This is a genomic window from Vibrio sp. 10N.286.52.F8 (assembly GCF_041468745.1).
GTDB classification, from domain to species: Bacteria; Pseudomonadota; Gammaproteobacteria; order Enterobacterales; family Vibrionaceae; genus Vibrio; species Vibrio crassostreae_C.
On sequence record NZ_JBFRJF010000036.1, the window covers coordinates 184,659 to 209,224 of the forward strand.

The window sequence follows — 24,566 nt, forward strand, 5'->3', positions numbered from 1 at the left end:
GTACTTCCTCGTACTGTTTTCAAACGTTCATGTTTGAAGTAAAGATCACGTTATGGTTTGTCATTATTTGAATCGCTTTGGCCTCTAAACGGGAACCTTCTTTAGGCGAATCTTGTAATTGGAATGACTGTTTTTGTAATTGTTTTGTTAATTTGGCGTGAATTTACCCCTTTATTTTTTATTGATATAGGGAAATAATGAAAATAATTAATTCCAAAATTGGCATAATCAGATGCGAGCAGACGATTTGATCCTGTTTTCACAGGTGGTAGAACTAGGCAGCTTCAGTAAGGTGGCAGAGCAAAATAACCTTACAAATTCGGTAGTTAGTAAAAGAATTGCGCGTTTAGAGGAAGAGATTGGCGTGCAATTATTATATCGAACCACGCGTAAATTGACCTTGACTGAGGCGGGCAAGGCAATGTTACACGGGGCCAAAAATGTGAAGCAGGCAGCTCAAGAGGCTATGGACGCAGTTTCAGGCTTTGGTGAAAATGTCAGTGGTCATATCAAAATGTCAGTGCCTACTATCTCCGGAGATTTGATTCTGGCAGACGCTGTGGCCGAGTTTTGTAATATGCACCCAGGTTTAACGGTCGATATGTCTCTTAACAATCGATTTGTTGATTTGGTTGAAGATGGTCTCGACTTGGTCATTCGAACCGGTTACTTGGAAGACTCCAGCCTTATTGCCCGTCATATATTGGATTCACAATGGGTGGTGTGTGCCTCGCCATCTTATATCGCTAAGAACGGTAAGCCGATGCAGCCCAAGGATTTGGTTGAGCACAATTGCTTGCAATACGCCTATCAAACAACGGGTGCTAGCGAATGGCAGTTTCTGCATAGCAAAGATGGCTTTACCGATAACGATAAATACATAGTGCGCGTCTCGGGCTCTTTTTCTACTGATAATGCGACGGCATTAAGAAAGGCGGCGTTGGGCGGTCATGGGGTCGCGTATGTGCCGCGTTGTCTGGTTTATCACGACATTCGTAACGGCCAGCTGGTGGACATCTTCCCTGACTTAGTCGGCAAGAAGCTCGGTATTTATGCGGTGTACCCCTTTACGCGCCAGCCACCGAACAAGATTAAGTTATTGATTGAACACATCAGAACGCGTTACCTGACGATTTCACATTATTTTTAATAAGGATCACGATGAGCTATTTAAAAGAGTATCAATATCCAGTCACCAACAAACAGATCGTCAGCGATGACTATTTTGATCACATAGTTGAAGACCCTTATCGCTGGTTAGAAGACGACAGAAGCGACGAAACCGCGCAGTGGGTGGCGAGCCAAAATGAGGTCACGTTCGATTACCTTGCTCAAATTCCGTATCGCGATGACCTGCGAGAGCGATTAGCGAAAGCGCAAGACTACAAAAAGAGCTCGCAGCCGTTTGTTCGAGGTGAGTACACCTATTTCTATAAGAACGATGGCCTGCAGAATCACAGCATTCTCTATCGTCACAAAGAAGGGCAACAAGAAGAAATTTTCCTAGATCCGAATACTTTCTCGGAAGATGGCACTACATCACTGGGTGCGGTGTCGTTTTCTAAAGATTACAGCCTAGTGGCGTACAGTATTTCAGAGGGTGGTAGCGACTGGCGCAAGATCTTTGTGATTGATACCGAGACTAAACAGCAGCTTGAAGCCGAAATCACAGACGCTAAATTTACCGGTATTTCTTGGTTGGGTAATCGCGGCTTTTATTACTCTAGTTACGACAAGCCAGACGGCAGCCAGCTTTCTGCACGTACCGAACAGCACAAACTTTACTTCCATGAGTTGGGTACAGAGCAAGCCAACGACAAAGTGGTTTTTGGTGAGAATAACGCCGAGCAGCACCGCTATGTGTCGGGTTACACCACCGAAGACGACCGTTACTTGACCATTCTAGGGCGAGAGTCGACATCGGGTAACAGACTGTTCTATATCGATTTAGGTTCAGAGGAACAATCGCTGAACACGCTGATTGATCATGTGGATAGCGACACTTATCTCATCGATAACCAAGATGAGACCTTCATTCTATACACCAATCTCGATGCGCCTAATGGCAAGGTGGTGAGCTTTGATACTAGCAGTCAACAGTGGCTCGATATCATTCCTGAAAAGCCACAGCCGTTAGATATCAGCACTGGTGGTGGTTACTTGTTTGCTCATTACATGGTCGATGTGGTGTCTAAGATTGAGCAGCTGGATTACCAAGGTAGCCTAGTTCGTGAAATTCATTTACCCGGGCTAGGAACGGCTAGTGGTTTGGGTGGTAAAAAAGAGCAAACCCAGCTTCATTACACCTTTACCAACTATGTAACGTCGCCAACGATTTTCTCTTTTGATGTTGAATCTGGAAGCTCTGAAATCTACCAACGCTCTGAGTCTCCGTTTGAGTCGGATCAATTTGAGTCTAAACAAGTCTTCTATACCTCGAAGGATGGCACCAAGGTTCCGATGCTTATCTCTTATAAGAAGGGATTAGTGTTAGATGGCAATAATCCAACCATGTTGTACGCCTATGGTGGCTTTAACGTTAGCCTAACGCCTTCTTTCTCGGGCACGGTTGGCAGTTGGCTAGAACTGGGTGGCGTATATGCGGTGCCGAACCTGCGTGGCGGTGGTGAGTATGGTAAGGCGTGGCACAAAGCGGGAACTCAGCAGAAAAAGCAGAATGTCTTTGACGACTTCATTGCTGCTGCCGAGTTCTTAATTGAAGAAAACTACACCAGTAGCGATAAGTTGGCGATTCGCGGCGGTTCTAACGGAGGCTTGCTGGTAGGAGCTTGTATGACACAAAAGCCTGAGCTGTTCCAAGTGGCTCTGCCTGCTGTTGGGGTGTTGGACATGTTGCGTTACCACACATTCACGTCTGGCGAAGGGTGGGCGTACGACTATGGCACATCCGCGCAGAACAGAGAGATGTTCGAATATCTGCTTGGCTATTCTCCGGTTCATAATGTGGTGCGTGGCACGGATTATCCAGCAACATTGGTGACGACCGCTGATCACGATGACCGCGTAGTACCGGCTCACTCTTATAAGTTCATCTCAGAGCTGCAAGATAAGCATGAAGGTAGTGCGCCCGTGATGATTCGTATTGACGTAAATGCAGGGCATGGTGCTGGAATGCCATTGAGTAAAGCGATCGATCTCACTGCCGATATTTATGCGTTTACGCTGTTTAATATGGGCGTTGAATCTCTAGATTCGTTTTAGATAATACTTGATTCTAGATAATTGGGTGTTTGACTCAGACTAAAAAGCCTCAAAATCGACCTTAGATTTTGAGGCTTTTCATATATATGAAAACTTATCAAAACTGCACCATATTTCCTTCATTTTTACATACACTTTTCCGTGATAGATCCCGCCATTATTGATGAAATGAAAGCGATTTCAAGCTGATATTTCACGCGTTTCCTTTCCTAAGTTTCTGATATTAAATTAATAGTTTTGGGTATGACTTTTCTAAAAGTTTCATGGCTCTCGACCTAATTTATCAGTGTGAACAGCGACCAACTTTTCAACGCTTTCATTGCTTAATATTTCCCTGTTCGATGAAAACTCAAAAAAATAATAGGGAATTACAATGCAAAAATTTAAGATTTTGCCAATAACGGTCGCAGTGGCGGCTTCGCTTGCTTCACTCTCTTCTTTTGCTGCAGAAACGGATCTTGCTGCTCTCGAGCAACGAATCCAAGAGTTGGAATCTCAAGTTGGGGACATCAAGTATGTTGATGATCAGCAACAAGCGGTTCTAACTTCAGAAACAACTGTGCCAGACGGTATCGTCTTCTCTGGTTATGCTCGTTACGGCGCTCACTACAAGAGCGGTGATGAGCGTTACGTAGACATCGGTACAACAGGTCGTTCTGTCGGTCGTTTGGGTAACGAAGCCAATGGTGGTGAGGTTCAGTTAGCTAAGCTTTTCCAAGCTGACAACGGTGCGATTTGGGACGTCGTATTCATGGCTGACCACTGGGAAGCAGACGCTTGGGCTGACGACGGCGGCCTGAGCATGAAAAAAATGTACGCTGGTGTAACTAACGTATTTGAAAGCCAACCAGAACTTTACATGTGGGCTGGTCGCGACTTCCATCAACGTCCGCAACAAGGTTTGAATGATTACTTCTGGATGACACACGATGGTCAAGGCGCTGGCTTTAACAACCTAGATTTCGGCGGCGCTAAGCTAGATATGGGCTTTGTTGGCCAAGTGAAAGGCGGCCTCGTAAATGACAATGGCCGATACGCCGTGACAGCGAAGCTACACAGTATTGACGCAGGTATTGGTAATCTGGATTTTTACGCGAACTACGGTTTTGCATCGAGCGAAGCGGATACGTCTACGACGACTGAGTACGTATACGATCCAGTGACAGATTCAATGCAGCCTGTCGTGACTCCAGGTCAAAAAGTCAGTGATGAAACGGCTTACTTGGTAGGTGCAACATTAGGCTTGGGTGAGTCTAACAAGTTGGTTGTTAAGTACGGTGACGGTGCAGATTCATCGGTATATGACCTTAAAGGTGATTACCAGACTTTGTATGCAAGTGTTGAGGGTAGCTACGCTGCATCTGAACAGTTCATCATTGATTACTTAGTGTCTTACAAAGACAATTCTGGCTCTGATCTAGACCGCGAGAACACGGAATACGCTGGTATCGTTCGTCCACAGTACCAATGGGATGATGTTCATTCTACATGGTTAGAAGCGGGCTACGGCATGGTTGATTACGATGACGACGGTGAAGAGAACGCATGGAAAGTAACGCTTTCTCAAAACGTTTCTCTAGGTGGCTTACCTTGGAGCCGTCCAATGCTTCGTTTCTACACAACCGTGGGTGATGTAGAAACGAAAGGCAACACAGTGAAGACAACCAATGTTGATACATTGTCGTTCGGCGCAATGTTTGAAGCTTGGTGGTAATCACAGGTATAGAAAGCGCTGCTCTTTGAATTCGGCATATTTTCAAGGAGCCATGCTTTCAAATATCTATGCTTGTTAAGAGCACGTAATACTGTCCATTTTAGCCCTAAAGGCAGATTGATTAGGGCACGTTTCAATTAACTCCATTCTTGGGCACATTTTTGTGCCCTTTTTTTCGCCACTAGATCAAGGAATAACGATGAGACTTTCTTCCATCGTGTCTCGAGTTTATTTAGGTTTCTTCACGCTGATCGTGATCATGCTTGGTAGCGCATGGTTGAGTATCAGCAGCAACAAGAACATAACCTCACACATCGAAACCATCACTCAACAAGCCACTCCTTTAATGCTCCAATCCTCCACGCTCACCATCCGTTTTTTGGATATTAATCGCAGCACTACTCCCTATTTATCCGCCAACTACATTGATGAGCTCGAACCGCTGAAACAAACCGTTTTGAGTAATATCGAGCGATATCAGCAGCAGTTAAATTGGTTTGATGGCAAGGCTGAATCGGGCTCACCACTTGAACCCATGCTCCAAAATATTGAAGAAGCGGGCGTTGCCACCATCAATAAGATAGAACAGTCCTTAAACTTATACGTCTCTTATTTGGATAGTAAAGATCTCGGTTCGATGGATCAGGAACAATTTCAATCTGTGGTAGGACAACTCAATAACACCTTGGTTAATCAATTGGCGAGTACGAGTTCGGGCAACACGCAAAAAGCGGTAGAAGCCTTGTTGGTTCAGTTGAGTTTGATTGCAGCAGAAGCGAATGAAGCTTTTTCTCTGCAAACATCTTCGGAGGTTCGTGGGGTAGAGCGTCGCCTACAAAGTCGCAAAGAGCGATTCGAACAAGCGGTCGCAGGTTTAGATAATCTGGATTCATCTTTGCTGCGCCGCAGTAAACAGTCTTTATCGTTGCTCGCTTCACACGCGTTTTCAGCCAGTGGCTCAGTCGCTACCCATAAAGAAACCGTCAAACTCGATGAGTCTATCTCCCTTCAAAAGCAGGAAATTGAACAGCTAATCGATCAACAGTTAAGTCACTTTGATGAGCTTTCAATGTACGCCGAAGACACCGCGACACGCCTGTATCACGAATCGATGGACTCTTCACAGCAAGCCCTTGTGATGCAGGGTTTTATTGCACTTGCTTCCGTGCTTATTGCTCTGTTGATCGGGTTGAATATTGCCAAAGGTATCCGTAAACCAAGCAAGCTGCTACAAAGTGCACTCGACCAAGTTGCCAATAAAGACTTGAGCGCGATGGTGCAGTATCAAGCCAATAATGAGTTCGGCTCAGTGAGCGACAAGGTCAACTTAGTGATCAGTCATCTGACTCAAATGATTGAGAACATGCGTTATTCGTCGACGTGCTTAAAAGAGGCGTCCATAGAGAATCAAAGCACGAGCCGTTCATTGAGCGAGGCGATGCAAGACCAAACCAATCAGACCGTGATGGTGGCAACAGCTATGGAGCAGATCGAGTGCTCGGTGACCGAAATAACTCAAGCCGCTAATCAAACGCTAACGCTTGTAACCGAAGCGGTGTCGAGTTCCTGTGCTGGTCAGAAGACCATGGATAAAAGCGTCGAGTTAATGGGCAGTTTAGAGCGTAAGTTAGCAGAATCAACAGCGACCATTGGCCAGCTCGAAAGCGAAAGTGCCAGCATTGGCTCCATTTTGGATGTGATATCTGGGATCTCTGAGCAAACTAATCTACTGGCGTTGAATGCGGCAATAGAAGCGGCGCGAGCTGGAGAGCAAGGGCGTGGTTTCTCTGTGGTTGCGGATGAAGTTCGCGTGTTAGCGGCAAAAACCAATGCTTCGACGCAAGAGATCCACAATAAGATTGAACAGTTGCAAACCAGTTCTAAATTGGCGGTGGAGCAAATCAATCAATGTGTGGTGGGGATGGTTCAATGTGTTGAGCAAACGGGCGAAGTGAATCACTCAATATCGACGGTCTCTGATCTGCTCAATGAGGTAGAGCAAAGGAGTCATCAAATCGCGACTGCAACCACGGAACACCAAGTGGTTGCTTCTCAAGTCACAAAAAACATCAGCCAGATACACACCTTGGCAGAGGACAACTCTCAACGATCTCAGGTTCTGTTTTCTCATGGTCAACAGCTTGAAACCATGTCGCAGCAGCAATTCTCACTAACTCAAGAGTTTAAGCTCGCCGAGCAATCAGAAAACAAGATTTAGAGGCGACTCTAAGCTCTCTACTGTTTCACGCCCAGCCTTTGCTGGGCGTTGTTGTTTCAAGTTTCGGGTTCTGCAAAGCGAATTCGAAGTACCTATGAAATGTTCCCATACAATTTTGCATGACCACTGAAATAATGAGGTCAATATTGCTCTGTATATTACTGTCTGATGAGGTTTATCACCGAATAGTACTTTTTGATAAATGGAGTTTAAGCGTTCTTACTTTCACCCTGGCAGCAAGTAACCGCTCGCTGTTTTGATAAGGTGAGCAAGAATCTCATGAAACAGTTTCATGGCGTGAAGTGAATCTGTAAGCGCTTTCAAGATTTCCAAATCCAGCCTTTTTACCTCCAAGTTTAGTGTGATGACACTCACTTCAACTAAAACGTAATTTCTTAATAATCGTTTTGTAAGCGGTTACAAGCTAATGAAGTATCGAGGTTCGAGTGGCAACAATTAAACACGTATCAGAGCATGCAGGTGTGTCTCAAGCGACAGTGTCTAGAGTGATTAACGGCACCAGTAGAGTGAGCCACGACAAGAAGTTAAAGGTTGAAAAGGCGATCAAAGAGCTGGGTTATCGCCCGAACTCTATCGCTCAGGCTTTGGCTTCAAGTCGTACCGGAAGTGTGGGTGTTGTTGTTCCAGAACTGGGCGGATCTTTCTATTCAGGCATCTTGCATTGCATAGAGGAAAACCTACGCCGCTTTGGTTACCACGCTGTGGTTACAGCGGGTTCGAATACTGAGCAAGGGCAACGTGAGTCTGTGGAGTTTCTGTTGGGGCGTCGTGTTGATGCTTTGATTCTTCATACTCAACTGCTCAGTGATGATTATTTAATTGAATTGGAAGAACAGGGGACCCCTGTGGTTTTAATTAACCGCTTCATCCCAGAAATGGCGATGAGTTGCATTGATATTGATAACGAAGTCGGGGGGCTACTCGCTACTCAATATCTTTTGCAAAAGGGACATACAGATATCGCGTGTATTACCGGGCCTTTAGATAAAGCAGATGCTAGGGGGCGTTTGCAGGGGTATCGAAAGGCCTTGGAAGAAGCGGGTGTGCCATACGATGAAGCATTAGTCTCGGAAGCGGGCTTTACTGAAGAGACAGGCATCAGCGCCATGAAGAAGTTGATCAACAGAAAATGCCACTTTACGGCGGTATTTGCTTCAAACGATCACATGGCATTTGGCGCGTTCGAAGTTTTGCATAAAGAGGGATTGTCTGTTCCGAGAGACGTTTCTCTTGTCGGCTTCGATAACACCATCTTCGCGCGCTATCTGACCCCTAGTTTGACCACCATTAATTTCCCTATTGAAGAGATGAGCGTTGAAGCAGTACAGCTCACTCTACAGAAGCTAAAAAAAATAAAACATGACGTGAACTTTAAATTGCTGCCGACGTTGGTCACTAGAAACTCGGTATCGGATTTACCAGTTACCCTATAAAAATATTAAGGATAGAACATGAAATTTAAGACCTTAGCGCTTTCATGCGCGGTTGCTTTAGGATTAGGTACAACAGCTGCAAATGCAGCAGACAAAGAAATTCGTTTCGACGGTTTCCCTGATTTCGATAGCAGCCTGAAGGTATTACTGCCTGATTTCGAAAAGGAAACGGGGATTAAAGTTGATTACCTTATGAACAACCACGGTGACCACCACACGAAACTCACAACGAACCTTGCAACGGGCTCTGGTGCCGGTGATGTGATTGTTGTCGACGTTGAGAAAATTGGTCCATTTGTTGGATCTGGCGGCCTAGTTAACCTGTCTGAAAACTACGGTGCAGATAAATACGAAGAACGATTCGCACCATACGCATGGGCACAAGGTAAAGGCGCTGACGGCGATATGTATGGTATCCCTGTCGACCTAGGTCCAGGTGTTATGTACTACCGTACCGACGTGTTCGAAAAAGCGGGCATTGATGTAGAAGAAGCAATCAAAGATTGGGATTCATACATTGCTGCTGGTGAAAAACTGAAAGAGCAAAACGTACAACTTATCGCTTCGGCAGCCGACGTGGCACAAGCGATTATCTTCACGACCGTTCCTGAAGGTGAAGGTCTGTACTTCGATAAAGATGGCAACCCAGTGGTGACATCTGAGCGTTTTGTTCACGCTTTTGAAGTAGCAAAAGAGATTCGCGACAAAGGCTTAGACGGCCGCATTTTGGCTTGGTCTAACGAATGGTACGAAGGCTTCCGCAACGGCACATTTGCAACTCAACTTTCTGGCGCTTGGCTTCTTGGTCACCTAAACAACTGGATTGCACCTGAAACTAAAGGCAAGTGGGCAGTAGAAAACCTACCTGATGGTATCTACGGCAGCTGGGGTGGTTCATTCCTTTCAATTCCAACTCAATCAGACAACCCAGATGAAGCTTGGGCGCTTATTGAATACATGACGACTGACCGTGAAGTACAGCTTAAGCACTTCGAAACGATTGCCGCTTTCCCTGCGAACATCACAACGTATGACGATGAGCTTTTCCAAGAAGAGATGGAGTTCCTAGGCGGACAAAAAGCCCGTCTTCTTTTTGCTGAAGTGGCGCAAAACATCAAACCGGTCTCTCCAGCACAAGGCGACCACGTTGCACGTTCTATTATCTTAGAGAACGCATTGATGGAAGTACTTGATGAAGGTAAAGACATCAAGACTGCGCTTAAAGAGGCAGAGCGTCTAATCAAGCGTCGTACGCGTAATCTTTAATTTGTTATTACTTTGAGTAAGTGAGGAAGCGTGGATAACGCGCTTCCTTTTTTAAGAGGTCGTTACTATGAATCATACAGCGAGCACAACGATAGAACCTGCGGACAAAAGCCTTTTTTCTCGTCTAAATCTGAAAGCGCTTACACCGTATGGATTCCTTCTGCCGTTTCTGATCATTTTTTCTGTATTTGGGATCTTCCCGCTGTTGTTCTCTGTTTATCTGTCGTTCCACGAATGGAACCCAGTACAGGGCATGGATGCAATGGAGTTCGTTGGTTTTGAGAACTATCACATTGCCTTGACTGACCCATGGCTATGGCGTTCATTAAAGAACACATTGTGGCTAGCAATCACATCGGGTGTTGCTCAGCACTTAGTCGCTATTCCAGTGGCTTACATGTTGGTTTCAATGGGTGACCGTATGCGTCACTGGCTAACATCGGCGTACTTCCTACCGTTCATCACATCAACGGTCGCAGCATCACTGATTTTCTTCAACATGTACTCTCCTAACTCAGGAATTATTAACCAAACGCTAATGGCACTAGCCGATAGCACGCTGTTTGGTTGGGCATTTGCTTGGGTTAACGATTTTCAACCAATCCGCTGGTTAGACGATGCCACTATGGTGAAGCCGTCTATTGCGATCATGGTTTTCTGGAAATACACCGGTTTTAATATCGTCCTTTACACCACTGGTTTAATGACGATTCCTAAAGACATTTTAGAAGCTGCACGTATGGATGGTGCGAATGCCTTCCGCCGCTTCTGGAACATCTCACTACCAATGATTCGTCCATTCATCTTCTTTGCAATCACCATGACCATCATCGGTAACCTGCAAATGTTTGAAGAACCGTTCGTTCTAACGCGTGGTACAGGTGGTACGGGTCAATCTGGTTTAACTATCTCTATGTACCTCTACAAAGTGGGTTGGGAATGGTTAGAAATGGGCACAGCGTCAGCAATTTCATGGCTTCTGTTTGCACTGATCGCGTCTTGTACTTTGGTTCAATTTTTATTCTTCGGTAAGAAAGGCTTAGGGGAACATTAAGATGTCGACATCAATTAAGACAAATACCTCACCATTAAGTGGCCTAATGCCAAGCGAACGCACCATGTACATCATGACTAAGATCTTGATGGTCATGCTCGGCATATTACTGATTGTTTCCGCAATCATTACGGTGTTCCCGTTTGTGTGGTCAGCACTGCTTTCAACACGTGACCGCTCGGAGATCTTCGGCTCGGGCATCAGCTTTGCGATTGGCGACAGCCTAATGGTGAACTACGCAAAACTGCTAGAAATCATGCCGTTTTGGAAAGCGATGTTTAACTCGATTTACGTGGCTTTCTTGGGCACAACCATCTCGCTGCTGTTTTGTAGCATGGGTGGTTACGCGTTTGCTGTGTTTAAGTTTCGCGGTAAGAACGTGTTGTTTGGCATGTTGGTTGGCTCAATGGCGATTCCGCCAGTGCTTAGCCTGATCCCTTACTTCATGATCGTGAAATTCTTAGGCTTGTTGGATAACCACATGGCGGTATGGCTACCGTTCACAACCACGCCGTTTGGTATCTTCTTGATGCGTCAGCACGTGATTGCATCGATTCCAAAAGAGCTACTTGAAGCAGCGAAATTGGATGGTGCAGGTGAGTTCAGAACGTACTGGAGTGTGGTATTGCCACTGATGAAGCCTGCCTTAGCAACACTGGCTATCGTTCAGTTCGTTTTCTTCTGGAACATGTTTATGCAGCCTCTCGTGGTGCTAAATAACCCAGATAACTATGTTATTACGCAAGCACTTCGAAGTGTTCAAGGTATTCCGAATACGCCATGGGGCGCGGTAATGCTAGGTACAACAATTTCTATTTTACCGCTCGTGATTACTTACCTGTTCGCATCGAAACAGATGATCAGTGGTTTAACGTCCGGCGCAGTCAAAGGTTAGGTTTAAGGGTTATAACAATGAATAAATATCAACTTCCAAGTGATTCAAAGTTACGCAGTAAGGAATTTGTATTCGGTGTCGCGACATCTTCATACCAAATTGAAGGCGGCGTTGAAGAGGGCGGTCGTACACCGTCTATCTGGGACACTTTCTGTAAGACGCCGGGTAAGGTCGATAACGGCGACAATGGTGATGTGGCGTGTGATCACTACCATCTGTGGCAACAAGATATCGAGATGATTCAAGGCTTAGGTGTTGATGCTTACCGCCTGTCCATTGCTTGGCCACGTATCCTGCCGCAAGACGGTGTGGTGAATCAGCAAGGCCTAGAGTTTTATGAGCAGATCATCGATGAGTGTCATGCTCGTGGCATGAAGGTTTACGTAACTCTGTATCACTGGGATCTGCCGCAATACCTCGAAGACAAAGGTGGTTGGCTGAATCGTAAAACGTCTTACAAGTTCGCAGAATACGCAGAAGTGGTGAGTAACTACTTCGGTGACAAGATTGATGTTTACACAACGCTGAACGAACCGTTTGTGTCTGCATTCCTAGGCTACCGTTGGGGCGAACACGCACCAGGCATCAAGGGTGAGAAAGAGGGTTACTTAGCGTCTCACCACCTAATGTTGGCACACGGTTTGGCGATGCCGATTCTGCGTAAGAATGCGCCTCATGCTAAGCATGGAGTGGTATTTAACGCGACTCCGGCTTACCCATTAACATCACAAGATCAAGGTGCCGCAGATTACTGTGAAGCGGAGAACTACCACTGGTTCATCGACCCAGTATTGAAAGGTGAATACCCACAGCTAGTTGTCGAGCGCCAAGCGATGAACATGCCGATGATTCTAGAAGGCGACCTAGACATCATAAGCGCACCTGTTGATTATATCGGTATCAATTACTACACACGCAATGTCGCTCGCTTCAACGAGAATGGTGATATTGAATCAGTAAAACAGACTGATGCTGAACACACTTACATCGGCTGGGAGATCAACCCACAAGGCTTAACCGATTTATTGGTAAGGCTGGATGCTCGCTACGAAAATATGCCGCCTATCTACATCACAGAGAATGGTGCAGCAGGTAACGATGAGCGTGTTAACGGACAAGTGATGGATGAACAACGTGTTCGTTACTTCCAAGGCCACATCGAAGCAGTTCACAACGCAGTTGAAGCGGGTGTGAAAGTCGATGGTTACTTCGCTTGGAGTCTGATGGATAACTTTGAGTGGGCATTCGGCTACTGCCAACGTTTTGGCATTGTCCATGTTGATTACACCACTCAAGAAAGAACACTGAAACAGAGCGCAATTGCGTACCGAAACATGCTTCAAGAGCGCGCTGAGGAGAACAGATAATGGCTAAAGTAGAATTTAAGAACATCAAAAAATCATTCGGCGATGTTGAAGTTGTAAAAGAGTTTGATTTTACGGTTGAAGACGGCGAGTTCGTGGTTTTCCTTGGCCCATCTGGCTGTGGTAAGTCGACAACACTACGCATGCTTGCAGGCCTAGAGAGCATCAGCTCTGGTGACATCGTCGTTGGTGGCAAAGTGATGAACAAGGTCGATGCTAAAGATCGTGACTTAGCGATGGTATTCCAAAGCTACGCGCTGTACCCGCACATGACAGTGTACGAGAACATCGCATTTGCTCTGAAGCTGAAGGGCATGCCAAAAGCAGAAATCGACGTAGAAGTGCTAAAAGCGGCGAAAATGCTAGAGCTTGATCCACTACTGAACCGTAAGCCGAAAGAGCTTTCTGGTGGTCAGCGTCAGCGTGTGGCAATGGGCCGTGCGATGGTTCGTACGCCTAAGGTTTTCTTGTTTGATGAGCCGCTGTCTAACCTAGATGCAAAACTTCGTGGCGTGATGCGTGAAGAGATCAAACATCTACACCGTGAACTAAAAACCACCACGATCTACGTAACCCACGATCAGATCGAGGCGATGACATTGGCGGATCGCATCGTGATCCTGAAAGACGGATATGTTGCTCAAGTTGGTACACCAACCGAGGTGTTCCAGCGTCCGGCAAACAAGTTTGTCGCGCAATTCATTGGTAACCCATCAATGAACATGTTGGAAGCAAAACTGATTGAAAAAGAAGGCGAGTACTTCGTTGAAATCGGCGATGTTCATATCCCACTGCCTGAGCGCTTTAAGTCTCTGGCATCTAAGAACCTAGCTCTGCATTTTGGTGTTCGTCCAACAGATATTCACCTACGTGCCGAGCAAGTTGACCACGACCGCGTGCTGCCATTCCCTGTGAAAATCAAAGACAAGGAACTACTAGGCGCGAGCATTCTTCTGAAAACAGAAATTGGCGGTCAACCGCTGATGGTTGAAACCCAAGCCGCTGAAGTGGATGTAAAAGATCTGACGCTTTACTTGGATTTGGATGCTTTCCACCTATTCGATGCACTGAGTGAGAATTCGCTAGCGAGCTAGTCAATTACGAGCTAGCCAGTCAATTTAAGTCAGCTAACGAGCTGATACCAACCTACTTACGACAAATTGTTTTGGCTCCTCCTGATTTGGGAGGGGCTAGGGATAGTGATGATGAAATTCGGATATTTTGACGATAAAAACAAAGAATACGTAGCAACCACGCCATGTACACCGATTAAATGGTGTAACTATGTTGGCACATTAGATTTTGGTGGCATTGTCGATAGCAATGGCGGTGTGTTGTTGTGTAAGGGCGACCCGGCACTGAACCGTATCACCAAGTACATCGCACAACTGCCAAACTCAGATTTCAAAGGTTCGACCATGTACCTCAAGGTGCGTGACGAAGCGGGTAATGTAGAGGTGTTCTCACCCTTCTACACTCCGACTCTGAAGCCGCTAGATAAGTTTGAAAACCATACAGGCCTGTCTTACACCACCATCATTGCAGAAGCGTTTGGTGTGCGTTGTGAAGCGACCTTCTTCGTACCAAAAGCAGACCAAGTATTGCTGCAAGACATCAAAGTCACCAACATTTCAGACAAAGCGCTGCACGTTGATGTGGTACCGGTGTATGAATTCACGCACTTCGATGCGCTTAAGCAGCTATTGAATGCGGATTGGGTTCCACAAACCATGACACTGAAAGCACACCAGCAAGAATCGGGTCATACCGTGCTTGAGCAGTATGCCTTTATGAAGCGTGATTACGCGGTAAATTTGATGACAGCGGATCGCCCTGCGACGTCTTTTGATGGTGATCGCCAATCATTCCTTGGTCAATTTGGTTACGGCACATGGGCTGCCCCGCAAGCGTTAGAAAACGATGAGCTTGGCAATACTGAGTGTTTGCGTGGTGACAACATTGGCGCGCTTAACCTGCGTTTGGGTTGGTTATCTCCAGAGCAGACAGAACGTACGATTGTACAAATCGCGCAAGAACAGAGCCTAGAAGCTGCACTTCCTCTGCTGGCTAAATATCGTGACCATCAAGTGGTTGATTCGGCTTTCGCTGAACTGGCTGAGCACTGGGATACATACTTGCAAGCGGTTCAGGTTGAAACGCCAGATCCGGCAATGAACTCGATGCTTAACGTACATAACCCACGTCAGTGTCACACCACTAAAAACTGGTCTCGTTACCTGTCTCTATACCAGCTTGGCTATGGCGCCCGTGGTATCGGTTTCCGTGATTCTTCGCAAGATACGTTGGGCGTGATTACTCATATGCCAGAAGAGGCGCGTGAGTTCATTGAGCGCTTACTATCAGTGCAAAACATCAATGGTTCTGCGATGCACCAGTTCTTCCCATCAACCATGGAAGCGAACGCTGGTGACTCACGTGAAGAGGAAGATCGCCCGGATTACTACGGTGACGATCATCTGTGGATCATCTACGCAGTGACCCAATATGTGAAAGAGACAGGCAATGCCGATTTCTTGAACAAAGATATTCCGTTCTACCAAAAAGACAAAGCGGGCAACCCTGTGGAAACAGGTACCGTTTGGGATCACTTGTGTCGCGCGATCGAGTTTACCTACACCAATACGGGTGAGCACGGCCTACCGTTATTAGGTTTTGCAGACTGGAATGACACGGTGAACCTGCCAACGGGTGCTGAGTCGATGATGGTCGCTAACATGTACGGTAAAGCCCTGCTCGATATGTTGGACCTCTGTGAGTTACGCGGTGAGGAACAGCTGGACGCTCAGTTCAAAGAGCAATACCAACAAATGCAGAGCACAGTTAATGAGTGCGGTTGGGATGGCGAATGGTTTGTGCGTTACTTTGATGAGCAAGGCCTGCCGATTGGCTCTCACAAGAACGAGCAAGGGCAGATCTACACCAACGGTCAAAGCTGGCCTGTGATTTCTGGTTTCGCGACACAAGAACGTGCCACACAAGCGCTAGATTCGGTTTACAACAAACTAAACACTACCAATGGCATCAAGCTTTCAACACCGGGTTACAACGGCTTTAATCCACAATTAGGTGGTGTATCGACTTACCCACCAGGTGCGAAAGAGAACGGCGGTATCTTCTTGCATTCAAACCCATGGGTGATGATCGCAGAAGCGAAAATGGGCAACGGTGAGCGTGCTTACGAGTACTACCGTCAAATCAACCCGGCTTCTAAGAACGATGACATCGATACCTTTGAATCTGAACCCTACTGCTACCCACAAAACATTCTGGGTGACGAGCACAAACAGTTCGGTTTAGGACGTAATGCGTGGCTTTCTGGTACTTCATCTTGGACTTACGTGGCGGGTACGCAGTGGATTCTGGGTGTTCGCCCTGAAGTGGATGGCTTGCTGGTGGACCCATGTATTCCTGCTGAGTGGCCTGAATTCAAAGTGCGTCGTCAGTTCCGTGGCGCGACCTACAATATCCATGTTACCAACCCAAATAACGTGTGTAAGGGAGTGGCAGAGATGAAGGTCAACGGTGACCTAATTTCAGGTAATAAAGCGCCAGTGTTTACCTCTGGTGAGCACACCATCGAGGTGATTTTAGGTTAACAAAGAGAAGGGCGCTTTATGCGCCCTTTATTGCTTCTTTAGTTTGCTTCTTTAGTTTGGTTCTTTCGTTGCGTTGTTTCGTTAGCAATGCGTTCTCTGGGGGCTGATTTCGCATTCAGCGGCTGTCTTACTTTGCTTGCCTTAGTTGGGTTGATAGTTGGCTTGGCATTGCCAAGTAAAGGTCTGAGATTGGTTCGGGCTAAGTGTCAATAAGCCGATCTGGTTATTGAACGCATCAGCTGGGCAAGTCATTGGTTCTATTGCAATACTTTGCTCGCTAGTTGGCGTGTAAAGCTGAACAAATGGGTAGCTTTCATCTTGTTGGTAGCGAATTGCGGCAGACGAATCTGAGCGCGTAAACGCAAGTTGGTTGGTTGTCTTGGAATCAAATTCAAAGCAGTGATTTAAGCTTTGACTGGTCAGGGAGTCACCCAAAGACAAACGGTCAAAAGCCTGTTTTTCACCATTGGGTAGGTCGTTCTCATGTACGACCTCAGTGCAAGGCGACATAGTCAATTCACACTGTTCTAGGTCATTGCCGAGCGAGAAATAAGGGTGCCAAGCATCACCGAATGGGAAGGCGAAATCACCACAATTAGAGACAGTTGTTGAGCAAGAGAGCTTACCCGTTGTGTCGATAGTGAAGGTGACTTCAAGGTTAAAAGCGAACGGGAAAGCAGGGTGTAAAGATGATGTCTGATATTGCAGCGTCACACTGGCTGATTTTTCATTGGCTGCGCTGTTTTTGATTGAAAAAGGTTGGTTGTAGAGCAAGCCATGTACGGCGTGATCAGACCAAGGGAAGTTAGCTGGGAGTTGATGGTTTTGGTTGTCGAAACTGTAGCGACCTAAGTTTAAACGATTTGGAAAAGGGAATAATTTAGCACTGCGGGAAAAGAACGGATGTTGGTTGATCAGTTCATCATAATTCTGATAGCCACAAATAAAAGAGAATGGACTGTTATTTACAATGTATTTATTTATAACAGCACCAAACCCATTGATTATTTGAAGTTCTATACCATGCTGCTGATTTATTAATGTGACAGAGTCAATATTTCCAAATTTTTCATTTATAATTTTAAACATGTTGATGTCTCCATTTTTGAAAGATATTAACAAGAAGAAAAAAATATTCAATGGCGGTTTTAACATGAATAATAAAATTACATATTCAAGCTATTCAGGAAATTCAGAACACTTGTGTAAAAAGGGCGACGCAGTTGAATTTATTCAACCTTGGTACACGCCAATTTCTACGACACCAGAAAATACAGGTATGGCGATCGGTGGTATCGGTAATACTTTTACATTGACGCCAAATGGTAACACGCCAAACTTCAGCTTTATTCCAGGAATATTTGTCGACTGTTCAGAGCAAATTATTAATTTTAATGATTTTTATGCGTCAGTGATGGATGTGCCGACCATTGAAGCGCTTCAGGTTGTTAACGAGCAAGAGCTTAGTGTGCATCTGAATTTTTACCCAGCGCTATTCGATGGAAAGAAGATAGATAAAGAAAACATTTCGAATGCGATTAACCTCATTCGTGCCGCATTAGAAAATGGTAATTTCTATAAAGAAAATAAAGACAAGTTTATAAAGTGGAATGTCGAATTTTCTAATAAGACTCAATTATTAATAGAATCAGATTCATCGTCGATTGATTGTCAATTATATGTAGCCTTAGATTTCTTTAATGGTTTGTTAATAAATGATACAACGAGACAGCTATCACTAACTGCGGGAAATAATAGTGATATAGAAAGTGTTAATGGTAGCGATATAGAATATAAGGCTTTATATCCATTAGCTGAATATAAATATAATAGTTTTGATGGTATTAATATAAAGCGAAAGGTAGTCTCGCCGATCGTTAAAGAGGATAAGCGCCTCTGCTCTATGCCTATGCACTGGAACCACTTCCAGATTACTAATGAATCACAGCAAACACGCGTGATTACTCTTGCTCAACCTCTACAAAACTTGATTGGTTCAACCTACCGAAAAGGTCGTGATGGGATTCAAGATTCGGCGTGTACCTTATCTCAAAACCCGATTGCTCAGCAGCATAAAGCGGTGAAGGTCAATGATGAAAGCCACAGTTTTACTGGTGTTCAGCTCACTAGTCAGTCCCCTTATCAAAGTGACATTGAGGGTGAGGTGGTGTTTGGTGTTCAAGCCGAAAACCGTTTGACTAAATCTGGCAAGGTATCGGTGTCTGTTAAGCCAACGCTTTATACTTCGAAAGTGACCCAGCAAACCGAGTTCGCACTGAAAACAGGCCGTACTAATACAGAATTCCAAACTGGGATCTACACTGGGCGCGAAGCATTGAGTGCATTGGTCGTGGTTCAGGTTGAGTTGGAGCCGGGCGAATCCGTTGACCTGCGTTTCGCACAGGTGATGGCACACAGTAAAGTTATGCTCAATGGCTGGCACTCAGACAAGGCTTACACGCAATTCTACCCACAAGCAAAGCCTGCCTTACCGATGTTACAAGATGTTTTGCCAAAGCTTGAGGTGATTGAGCAGAAGATTATTGAGCAACAGATCGCTTTCCTAGAGCAAGCTCAAAGCAAAATATCACAGCCTGAATCAGCGCTGCGCTATGCGACGATGGCGATGAACTCACTATCGTTTTTAGCCGAATCTACGGTATGGGATAAAGAAAATAAGTTCCTAGTGAAAGAGTGTGTTGATTACCCATTCTTTAACTCTCTGGATGTGTATTTTTACGGCTCATTTTCACTGCTTTACTTGCTGCCGGAGCTTGATGGCTGCGTAATGAAAGAGTTCTCAAAAGCGATTTTGGCTGAAGACTTCACTCAGCGCCGTTACTGGGAATATGAAGCGACCCCGAATGCTGAATTGATTGATGAAAAGTACCAAGGTGTGCGTGCGATTCGAGGTGCAGTAATCCACGATTTGGGTAGCCCATTCGACATCCAGCCAGATGCTTACAGTTGGCACAACGTGAAAGAATGGAAGGACTTAGCGCCGAAATACATTTTGATGGTGTACCGCCATTATCAAAACACCCAAGATCTCTCTGTGGTTAATGAGTGCTGGCAAGCGGTAACTGAAAGCATCGATTTCTTATCGAATTTGATCGCTGAGGGTGATGATTTGCCGCTAACCCGTGGCACAGACGATACCTTTGATAACCTAGCGTCACATGGCATCTCAATTTATTGTGCGAGCCTTTGGGTTGCTGGCTTGCAAGCGGCGAGTGAACTTGCACAATTGATGGGTGAAAGCGTGCGAGCTAGCGGTTACTTAACGCGTTCTAAAAAGGCGTTAGCCACGGTTGAGCAAAGCTTGTGGGATGACAAAGAGGGTTACTACCACTTCTTCGTGACGCCAGTTCAAGCTAAGCATTTAACAGGTGAAGGCTATCAAGCTCTGGAAACCTTAGGACTTTCATTGACTGGTGATGCGATTGCTGACAAGAACACGCTCAATACCTATCTCAATGAAACGGATACTTCCATCAGCATCAGTAAGGTATCTCAAAGAGTCTCTAAGAAACGCTTGCTGAGTGAGACGGCGCCACAAGCCTTTACTCAAGAATACTTAGATTTAGTGCCAGATTCTGACAACAGTTTTGGTGATGCCTTGTTGGCCGACAGTTATCTAAAACTCATCGGACTCGAGGGTATTTTTCCGCAAGAGAACATCCAACGCGCACTAGACTATGTTTATAAGCACAACTTTGAGATTAACAGCCCTAAGCTTGGGGTTGCGAATATGACGTTGGCCGATGGTTCGCCGCATGAAGCGTTCCAAGCACAAGACGTATGGATTGGTGTGCAGTTTAGTGTCGCAACGGCGTTGAGTCTGGCGGGTAAATCTCAGCAAGCAGAAACATTGATGGATACCGTGTATACCGCGCTGTATGACTATTCAAAAATTCCATTTGCAGCGCCAGAAGGGTTCAACTGCTCTGTGTCTGTCAATGAGAAAGATCTTATGGAAGCCTTTAAGTTGACACAAAATGATGCGAAAAACTGGCTAAGTGTACTTAAATGTCAAAACTGTGTGCTGTCTGACGGTCGGATCAATCCAACATTGACGAAAGATACTGATAACTTTGTTAAAATGGTGAGCGGTGAAATTCCGTTAGAAAAGCTGGCAGGCTTACACAAATGGTTACTGAGTACTGGCTTGAAATATACGGCTGGTCGTTACTTTAGACCGGGGATGATCTTCGCCTACTTGTATTAACTTAATGACACGATTTTCAGCTAAAGCAGTGGTATGCAGGTTGAAACTGATGGGGAGCTTAAAGCTCCCCGAATGTCATTTGATTAGGGATTCGAGATGCGCACTAAAACAAAAAAAACAACAGTATACGATGTAGCAAGACTGGCTGGTGTTTCTCCCAGCACCGTGTCTCGCTTCCTTAATCGAACCACTTATGTGTCTGACGATAAAAGCCAAAATATTGAGCAAGCCATTAAAGACACGGGCTACAAACCTAACTTCCAAATGCAAGAAAACACCAACCGACGTTCACTCACCATTGGTGTGTTGGTGCAACACCCTGACAGCCCTTATACCAGCCGTATTCTCAATGACATGGAGAAAACCCTGATAGCTCAAGGCTATTCGTTAGTGATAGCAACCGGGCATTGGCAAAAAAAGCTCGAGATACACGCCTTAGAGTATCTGGCTAAGAGCAATGTCGATGGAATGATCATCGTAACAGGCAGCATCACCAAAGAGGATATTGCCAAGTACGCGCAAGACATCCCGATTGTCGCGGTCGGTTATGATTTCGCTGAAGACAACGTTCGTTCAATCAATATCGATAATGTGCTAGGCGGTTACATGGCGACGCTTCACTTATTACAACAAGGGCATGTGAACATCGCCCATATCAAAGGGCTTTCGAGTCAACCAGATGCGGGTAATCGTTTTGAAGGCTATAAGAAAGCGCTGCAAGAGGCGGGCATTAAGGTGATGCCAAAGCTCGTCAAGCAAGGGGATTTCAGTAGTGAAACTGGCTATGAGAAAACCGTGGAATTAATTGAATCTAAGATTCACTTCTCAGCCCTGTTTGCTGCCAATGATCAAACGGCTTACGGCGCGATTAAGGCGCTCCATGATCACGGCTACAAAGTGCCAGAAGATGTGTCAGTGATTGGGTTTGATGACTTGCCAACGTCTAAGTATTTCACACCTGCGTTAACAACATTAAGGCAGCCAATTGAAGAGATTGGAGAGGTGTGTGCTCAGTCGATTTTGAACTTACTTTCAGGTGAGAGGCATGAAGCACGACTACCACCGATAGATTTAATCGTCAGAGAGTCGACCAAGTCTCTGTATCGTTAGTTGTGAAATGATTGAATCATAGGGAGTTACAGTCAAAGACACATTATTTCCCTTCAGAAACGAAAAATGTCGCATCCATGCGACATTTCTCTTTTGGCGGCCAAACCAGTTTTGCTATATCCATTCTAGATTTCAATCCATTAGGAGATTATTCAGAATGTAATTATAAGACGCTGTTAATGTTGATTAGTTCCCTTTATGCGGCATTTTTTTTCGATTTATCTTCTAAGTCGAATGACGCAGCGATTAATTTCTTGGTGTAGTTGTTTTTCGGCGCATTGAAAATCTCTTCTGCAGACCCTTCTTCCATTACTTCGCCCTTCTGCATCACCAGTACGCGATCCGACAGTGCTTTCACTACCGAGAGATCGTGGCTGATGAACAGGAAGCCGATATTGTGCTTGGCTTGAATGTCTTTCAGCAGGTCAATCACGGTCAGTTGTACTGAGCGATCGAGTGCTGAAGTCGGTTCATCCAGCAAAATGAAAGAGGGCTCTAGAATCAGTGCGCGAGCAATCGCGATACGTTGTCTTTGCCCGCCAGAGAACTCATGTGGATAACGGTTTATTGAATTCGGCTCTAAGCGAACTTCAATCAATGCTTTGCGCGCTCTTTCTAAACGTTCTTGCTTGGATAGATGAGGTTGATGCACCGTTAAGCCTTCGGTGATGATTTCCCCAACTGTCATGCGTGGTGATAAAGAACCATAAGGATCTTGGAACACCATTTGGACATCTTTCTTGAGCTTGTGACGCTCTTTATCATTTAATAAGCTAACGTCTTGGCCTTTGTAAACAATACGTCCGGTACTCGGCAGCAAGCCGATTAATGCACGTCCAAGGGTTGATTTACCTGAACCAGATTCACCAACAATGCCTAGCGTTTCGCCTTGCTTAAGATTCAACGAAATGCCTTTTACGGCTTCGAAGTACTGGCTTTTACTCTTGATAAAGTGTGATTTCACCAAGAACTGAACTCGGATGTCGTCAGCACACAATAGTTCTGGGGCTGTCGCCTCAACAGGAACCTTAGCGCCTTTCGGAATCGAGTTAATGAGCATTCTTGTGTAATCATGTTTAGGACTATCGAACAAAGATTGAGTCATCCCTTCTTCTACGAGCTCACCTTTACACATCACTAGCACGCGGTCTGCAAAGTGTTTCACCACACCTAAGTCATGGGTGATGAACAAAATTGCCATTCCCATCTTGCCTTGGATCTCTTTGATAAGAGCAAGCACTTCAGCTTGAACCGTTACATCTAATGCAGTTGTAGGCTCGTCAGCAATCAGGATATCCGGTTCATTAATCAGCGCCATTGCGATCATGATGCGTTGCAGCTGACCACCCGAAAATTCGTGAGGGTACTTGGTGTACGACTTTTCTGGCATTGGCAAGTGCACAAGATTGAAGAGCTCTAGCACACGCTGTTTTGCTTTTGATTTCGATACATTGCGGTGACACATAATGGCTTCTGCCACTTGTGTGCCCACGCGCAGGTATGGGTTGAGAGAGGTCATCGGTTCCTGAAAGATCATGCCGATTCTGTCGCCACGAATCGACTGCATTTCTCGTTCAGTCTTGCCAAGTATTGATTGCCCCTCAAATTCTATTTCAGATTGAGCATCAATGATGGCGTTATCAGGGAGCAAACGCATGAGTGCGTTAGAAGAGACTGATTTACCTGAACCTGATTCACCAACAATGGCCAAGGTTTCGCTAGAATTAAGGGTAAAGTTAACCTTTTTTACCGCATCAATGATTCCATCATTGGTTGTGAAGCTAACGGAGAGGTTATTGACTTTAAGAATGGCCCGGTCCGACATGATATATCCTTATCAATTTAAGACATTAGGTGAAGATTTCACTTCTGACGTGGTTTTAAGTTGCCCAAAATGGTGATGAGCACGTTGAATTTGTTCTAGTTCGAGCATCCAATGCGAACTGCGCTGAGCGCTGCAAAAAGCGATCAGGTGATTGAGCAAACCTTCGCTCTGCTTTTCCAATAATCCAAAGGTACGTTGAATCAGCTCAGTGTTCTCCAGAGAGATAAATTGCATCAGAGCGTAAGATTGATTCAAGGTATCGAAGGCTTGTTGGTGCTGACCTAATCGGTTGAGTATCTCTGATTGAGCGACGCTCGCGTCTCTTAACCCGGCAAGCAAGCAGGCAAATTGGCAAGGCTTGATATCGCTTTGGTATGCTGCATCTTGGATGTGATGAGGAAGTGAGGTTAGAACATCACCATAAAGGCGTTGTGCTTCTGGCCAGTGACCTTGTTCCATTAACTGTTCAGCTTTTAGGTAGTGCATCCAGCATCGTTCAATTTCCATATCCACATCCTCAATTTATAATATCAGAAAATGTTAATGATATTTATTATCAATTGCAAATTAAAATCATTCACATGTTAAGTTGGTGAATT

The 24,566-nt window shown here is 45.3% G+C and carries 16 protein-coding genes; 13 read left to right on the plus strand and 3 right to left on the minus strand.

Translation table 11 applies throughout. The features are described 5' to 3' along the window. Positions 1–232 precede the first annotated feature (232 nt). From AB4133_RS17815 to AB4133_RS17865, 11 genes are all read left to right on the plus strand, one after another. A complete protein-coding gene (locus AB4133_RS17815) occupies positions 233–1,150 on the plus strand; it encodes a LysR family transcriptional regulator (RefSeq protein ID WP_017061562.1) in 918 nt (305 codons plus the stop codon). Positions 1,151–1,161: 11 nt separating this feature from the next. Beyond that, on the plus strand, positions 1,162–3,222 hold the full coding sequence (locus AB4133_RS17820; RefSeq protein WP_372225193.1) for a prolyl oligopeptidase family protein: 2,061 nt from the start codon (positions 1,162–1,164) through the stop codon (positions 3,220–3,222). Positions 3,223–3,595: 373 nt separating this feature from the next. Further along, positions 3,596–4,936, plus strand: coding sequence for a carbohydrate porin (locus tag AB4133_RS17825; protein ID WP_372225196.1), 1,341 nt, complete (start codon positions 3,596–3,598; stop codon positions 4,934–4,936). 199 nt (positions 4,937–5,135) lie between these two features. Next, complete coding sequence (locus AB4133_RS17830; protein ID WP_372225198.1) at positions 5,136–7,154, plus strand: methyl-accepting chemotaxis protein; 2,019 nt, start codon at positions 5,136–5,138, stop codon at positions 7,152–7,154. A 446-nt stretch (positions 7,155–7,600) separates the two neighbouring features. Beyond that, the gene (locus AB4133_RS17835; RefSeq protein WP_372225200.1) at positions 7,601–8,608 is read left to right on the plus strand and encodes a LacI family DNA-binding transcriptional regulator; all 1,008 of its coding nucleotides are present in this window, start codon (positions 7,601–7,603) and stop codon (positions 8,606–8,608) included. 18 nt (positions 8,609–8,626) lie between these two features. Then, a complete protein-coding gene (locus tag AB4133_RS17840; RefSeq protein ID WP_017083012.1) occupies positions 8,627–9,874 on the plus strand; it encodes an ABC transporter substrate-binding protein in 1,248 nt (415 codons plus the stop codon). 67 nt (positions 9,875–9,941) lie between these two features. Then, positions 9,942–10,928: a carbohydrate ABC transporter permease gene (locus AB4133_RS17845; protein WP_017070431.1), complete on the plus strand. Its 987-nt coding sequence runs from the start codon at positions 9,942–9,944 to the stop codon at positions 10,926–10,928. A gap of 46 nt (positions 10,929–10,974) precedes the next feature. Then, positions 10,975–11,823 carry a carbohydrate ABC transporter permease gene (locus AB4133_RS17850; protein WP_017061568.1) on the plus strand — a complete coding sequence of 283 codons (849 nt, stop codon included), beginning with the start codon at positions 10,975–10,977 and terminating at the stop codon, positions 11,821–11,823. 17 nt (positions 11,824–11,840) lie between these two features. Continuing rightward, positions 11,841–13,190: a GH1 family beta-glucosidase gene (locus AB4133_RS17855; protein WP_372154568.1), complete on the plus strand. Its 1,350-nt coding sequence runs from the start codon at positions 11,841–11,843 to the stop codon at positions 13,188–13,190. Further along, on the plus strand, positions 13,190–14,281 hold the full coding sequence (locus AB4133_RS17860) for an ABC transporter ATP-binding protein (RefSeq protein ID WP_372052400.1): 1,092 nt from the start codon (positions 13,190–13,192) through the stop codon (positions 14,279–14,281). The genes AB4133_RS17855 and AB4133_RS17860 overlap by 1 nt, the downstream gene beginning before the upstream one ends. A 108-nt stretch (positions 14,282–14,389) precedes the next feature. Next, positions 14,390–16,804 carry a GH36-type glycosyl hydrolase domain-containing protein gene (locus tag AB4133_RS17865; RefSeq protein WP_372225203.1) on the plus strand — a complete coding sequence of 805 codons (2,415 nt, stop codon included), beginning with the start codon at positions 14,390–14,392 and terminating at the stop codon, positions 16,802–16,804. 141 nt (positions 16,805–16,945) lie between these two features. On the opposite strand, the gene AB4133_RS17870 is transcribed toward AB4133_RS17865, so the two are convergent. Beyond that, a complete protein-coding gene (locus AB4133_RS17870) occupies positions 16,946–17,893 on the minus strand; it encodes an aldose 1-epimerase (protein WP_372225204.1) in 948 nt (315 codons plus the stop codon). 64 nt (positions 17,894–17,957) lie between these two features. Between AB4133_RS17870 and AB4133_RS17875 the strand changes: the two genes are divergently transcribed. Together AB4133_RS17875 and AB4133_RS17880 are read left to right on the plus strand one after the other, a co-directional pair. Continuing rightward, entirely contained in the window at positions 17,958–21,032 is a 3,075-nt protein-coding gene (locus AB4133_RS17875; protein ID WP_372225206.1) for a GH116 family glycosyl hydrolase, read from the plus strand. A gap of 96 nt (positions 21,033–21,128) precedes the next feature. Further along, positions 21,129–22,142, plus strand: a complete 1,014-nt coding sequence (locus AB4133_RS17880; RefSeq protein ID WP_137001361.1) for a LacI family DNA-binding transcriptional regulator — start codon at positions 21,129–21,131, stop codon at positions 22,140–22,142. Positions 22,143–22,338: 196 nt separating this feature from the next. Here AB4133_RS17880 and AB4133_RS17885 read toward each other — a convergent pair whose 3' ends face one another. Next, entirely contained in the window at positions 22,339–23,967 is a 1,629-nt protein-coding gene (locus AB4133_RS17885; protein WP_372225209.1) for an ABC transporter ATP-binding protein, read from the minus strand. Between the two features lie 12 nt (positions 23,968–23,979). After that, a complete protein-coding gene (locus AB4133_RS17890; protein ID WP_171733388.1) occupies positions 23,980–24,474 on the minus strand; it encodes a hypothetical protein in 495 nt (164 codons plus the stop codon). Positions 24,475–24,566 lie beyond the last annotated feature (92 nt).

Excerpts from the sequence above, each read along its gene's own strand:
- AB4133_RS17815 (WP_017061562.1), top strand. The coding sequence starts at position 233 with ATGCGAGCAGACGATTTGATCCTGTTTTCACAGGTGGTAGAACTAGGC.
- AB4133_RS17820 (WP_372225193.1), top strand. The coding sequence starts at position 1,162 with ATGAGCTATTTAAAAGAGTATCAATATCCAGTCACCAACAAACAGATC.
- AB4133_RS17825 (WP_372225196.1), top strand. The coding sequence starts at position 3,596 with ATGCAAAAATTTAAGATTTTGCCAATAACGGTCGCAGTGGCGGCTTCG.
- AB4133_RS17830 (WP_372225198.1), top strand. The coding sequence starts at position 5,136 with ATGAGACTTTCTTCCATCGTGTCTCGAGTTTATTTAGGTTTCTTCACG.
- AB4133_RS17840 (WP_017083012.1), top strand. The coding sequence starts at position 8,627 with ATGAAATTTAAGACCTTAGCGCTTTCATGCGCGGTTGCTTTAGGATTA.
- AB4133_RS17845 (WP_017070431.1), top strand. The coding sequence starts at position 9,942 with ATGAATCATACAGCGAGCACAACGATAGAACCTGCGGACAAAAGCCTT.
- AB4133_RS17850 (WP_017061568.1), top strand. The coding sequence starts at position 10,975 with ATGCCAAGCGAACGCACCATGTACATCATGACTAAGATCTTGATGGTC.
- AB4133_RS17855 (WP_372154568.1), top strand. The coding sequence starts at position 11,841 with ATGAATAAATATCAACTTCCAAGTGATTCAAAGTTACGCAGTAAGGAA.
- AB4133_RS17860 (WP_372052400.1), top strand. The coding sequence starts at position 13,190 with ATGGCTAAAGTAGAATTTAAGAACATCAAAAAATCATTCGGCGATGTT.
- AB4133_RS17865 (WP_372225203.1), top strand. The coding sequence starts at position 14,390 with ATGATGAAATTCGGATATTTTGACGATAAAAACAAAGAATACGTAGCA.
- AB4133_RS17870 (WP_372225204.1), bottom strand. The coding sequence starts at position 17,893 with ATGTTTAAAATTATAAATGAAAAATTTGGAAATATTGACTCTGTCACA.
- AB4133_RS17875 (WP_372225206.1), top strand. The coding sequence starts at position 17,958 with ATGAATAATAAAATTACATATTCAAGCTATTCAGGAAATTCAGAACAC.
- AB4133_RS17880 (WP_137001361.1), top strand. The coding sequence starts at position 21,129 with ATGCGCACTAAAACAAAAAAAACAACAGTATACGATGTAGCAAGACTG.
- AB4133_RS17885 (WP_372225209.1), bottom strand. The coding sequence starts at position 23,967 with ATGTCGGACCGGGCCATTCTTAAAGTCAATAACCTCTCCGTTAGCTTC.
- AB4133_RS17890 (WP_171733388.1), bottom strand. The coding sequence starts at position 24,474 with ATGGAAATTGAACGATGCTGGATGCACTACCTAAAAGCTGAACAGTTA.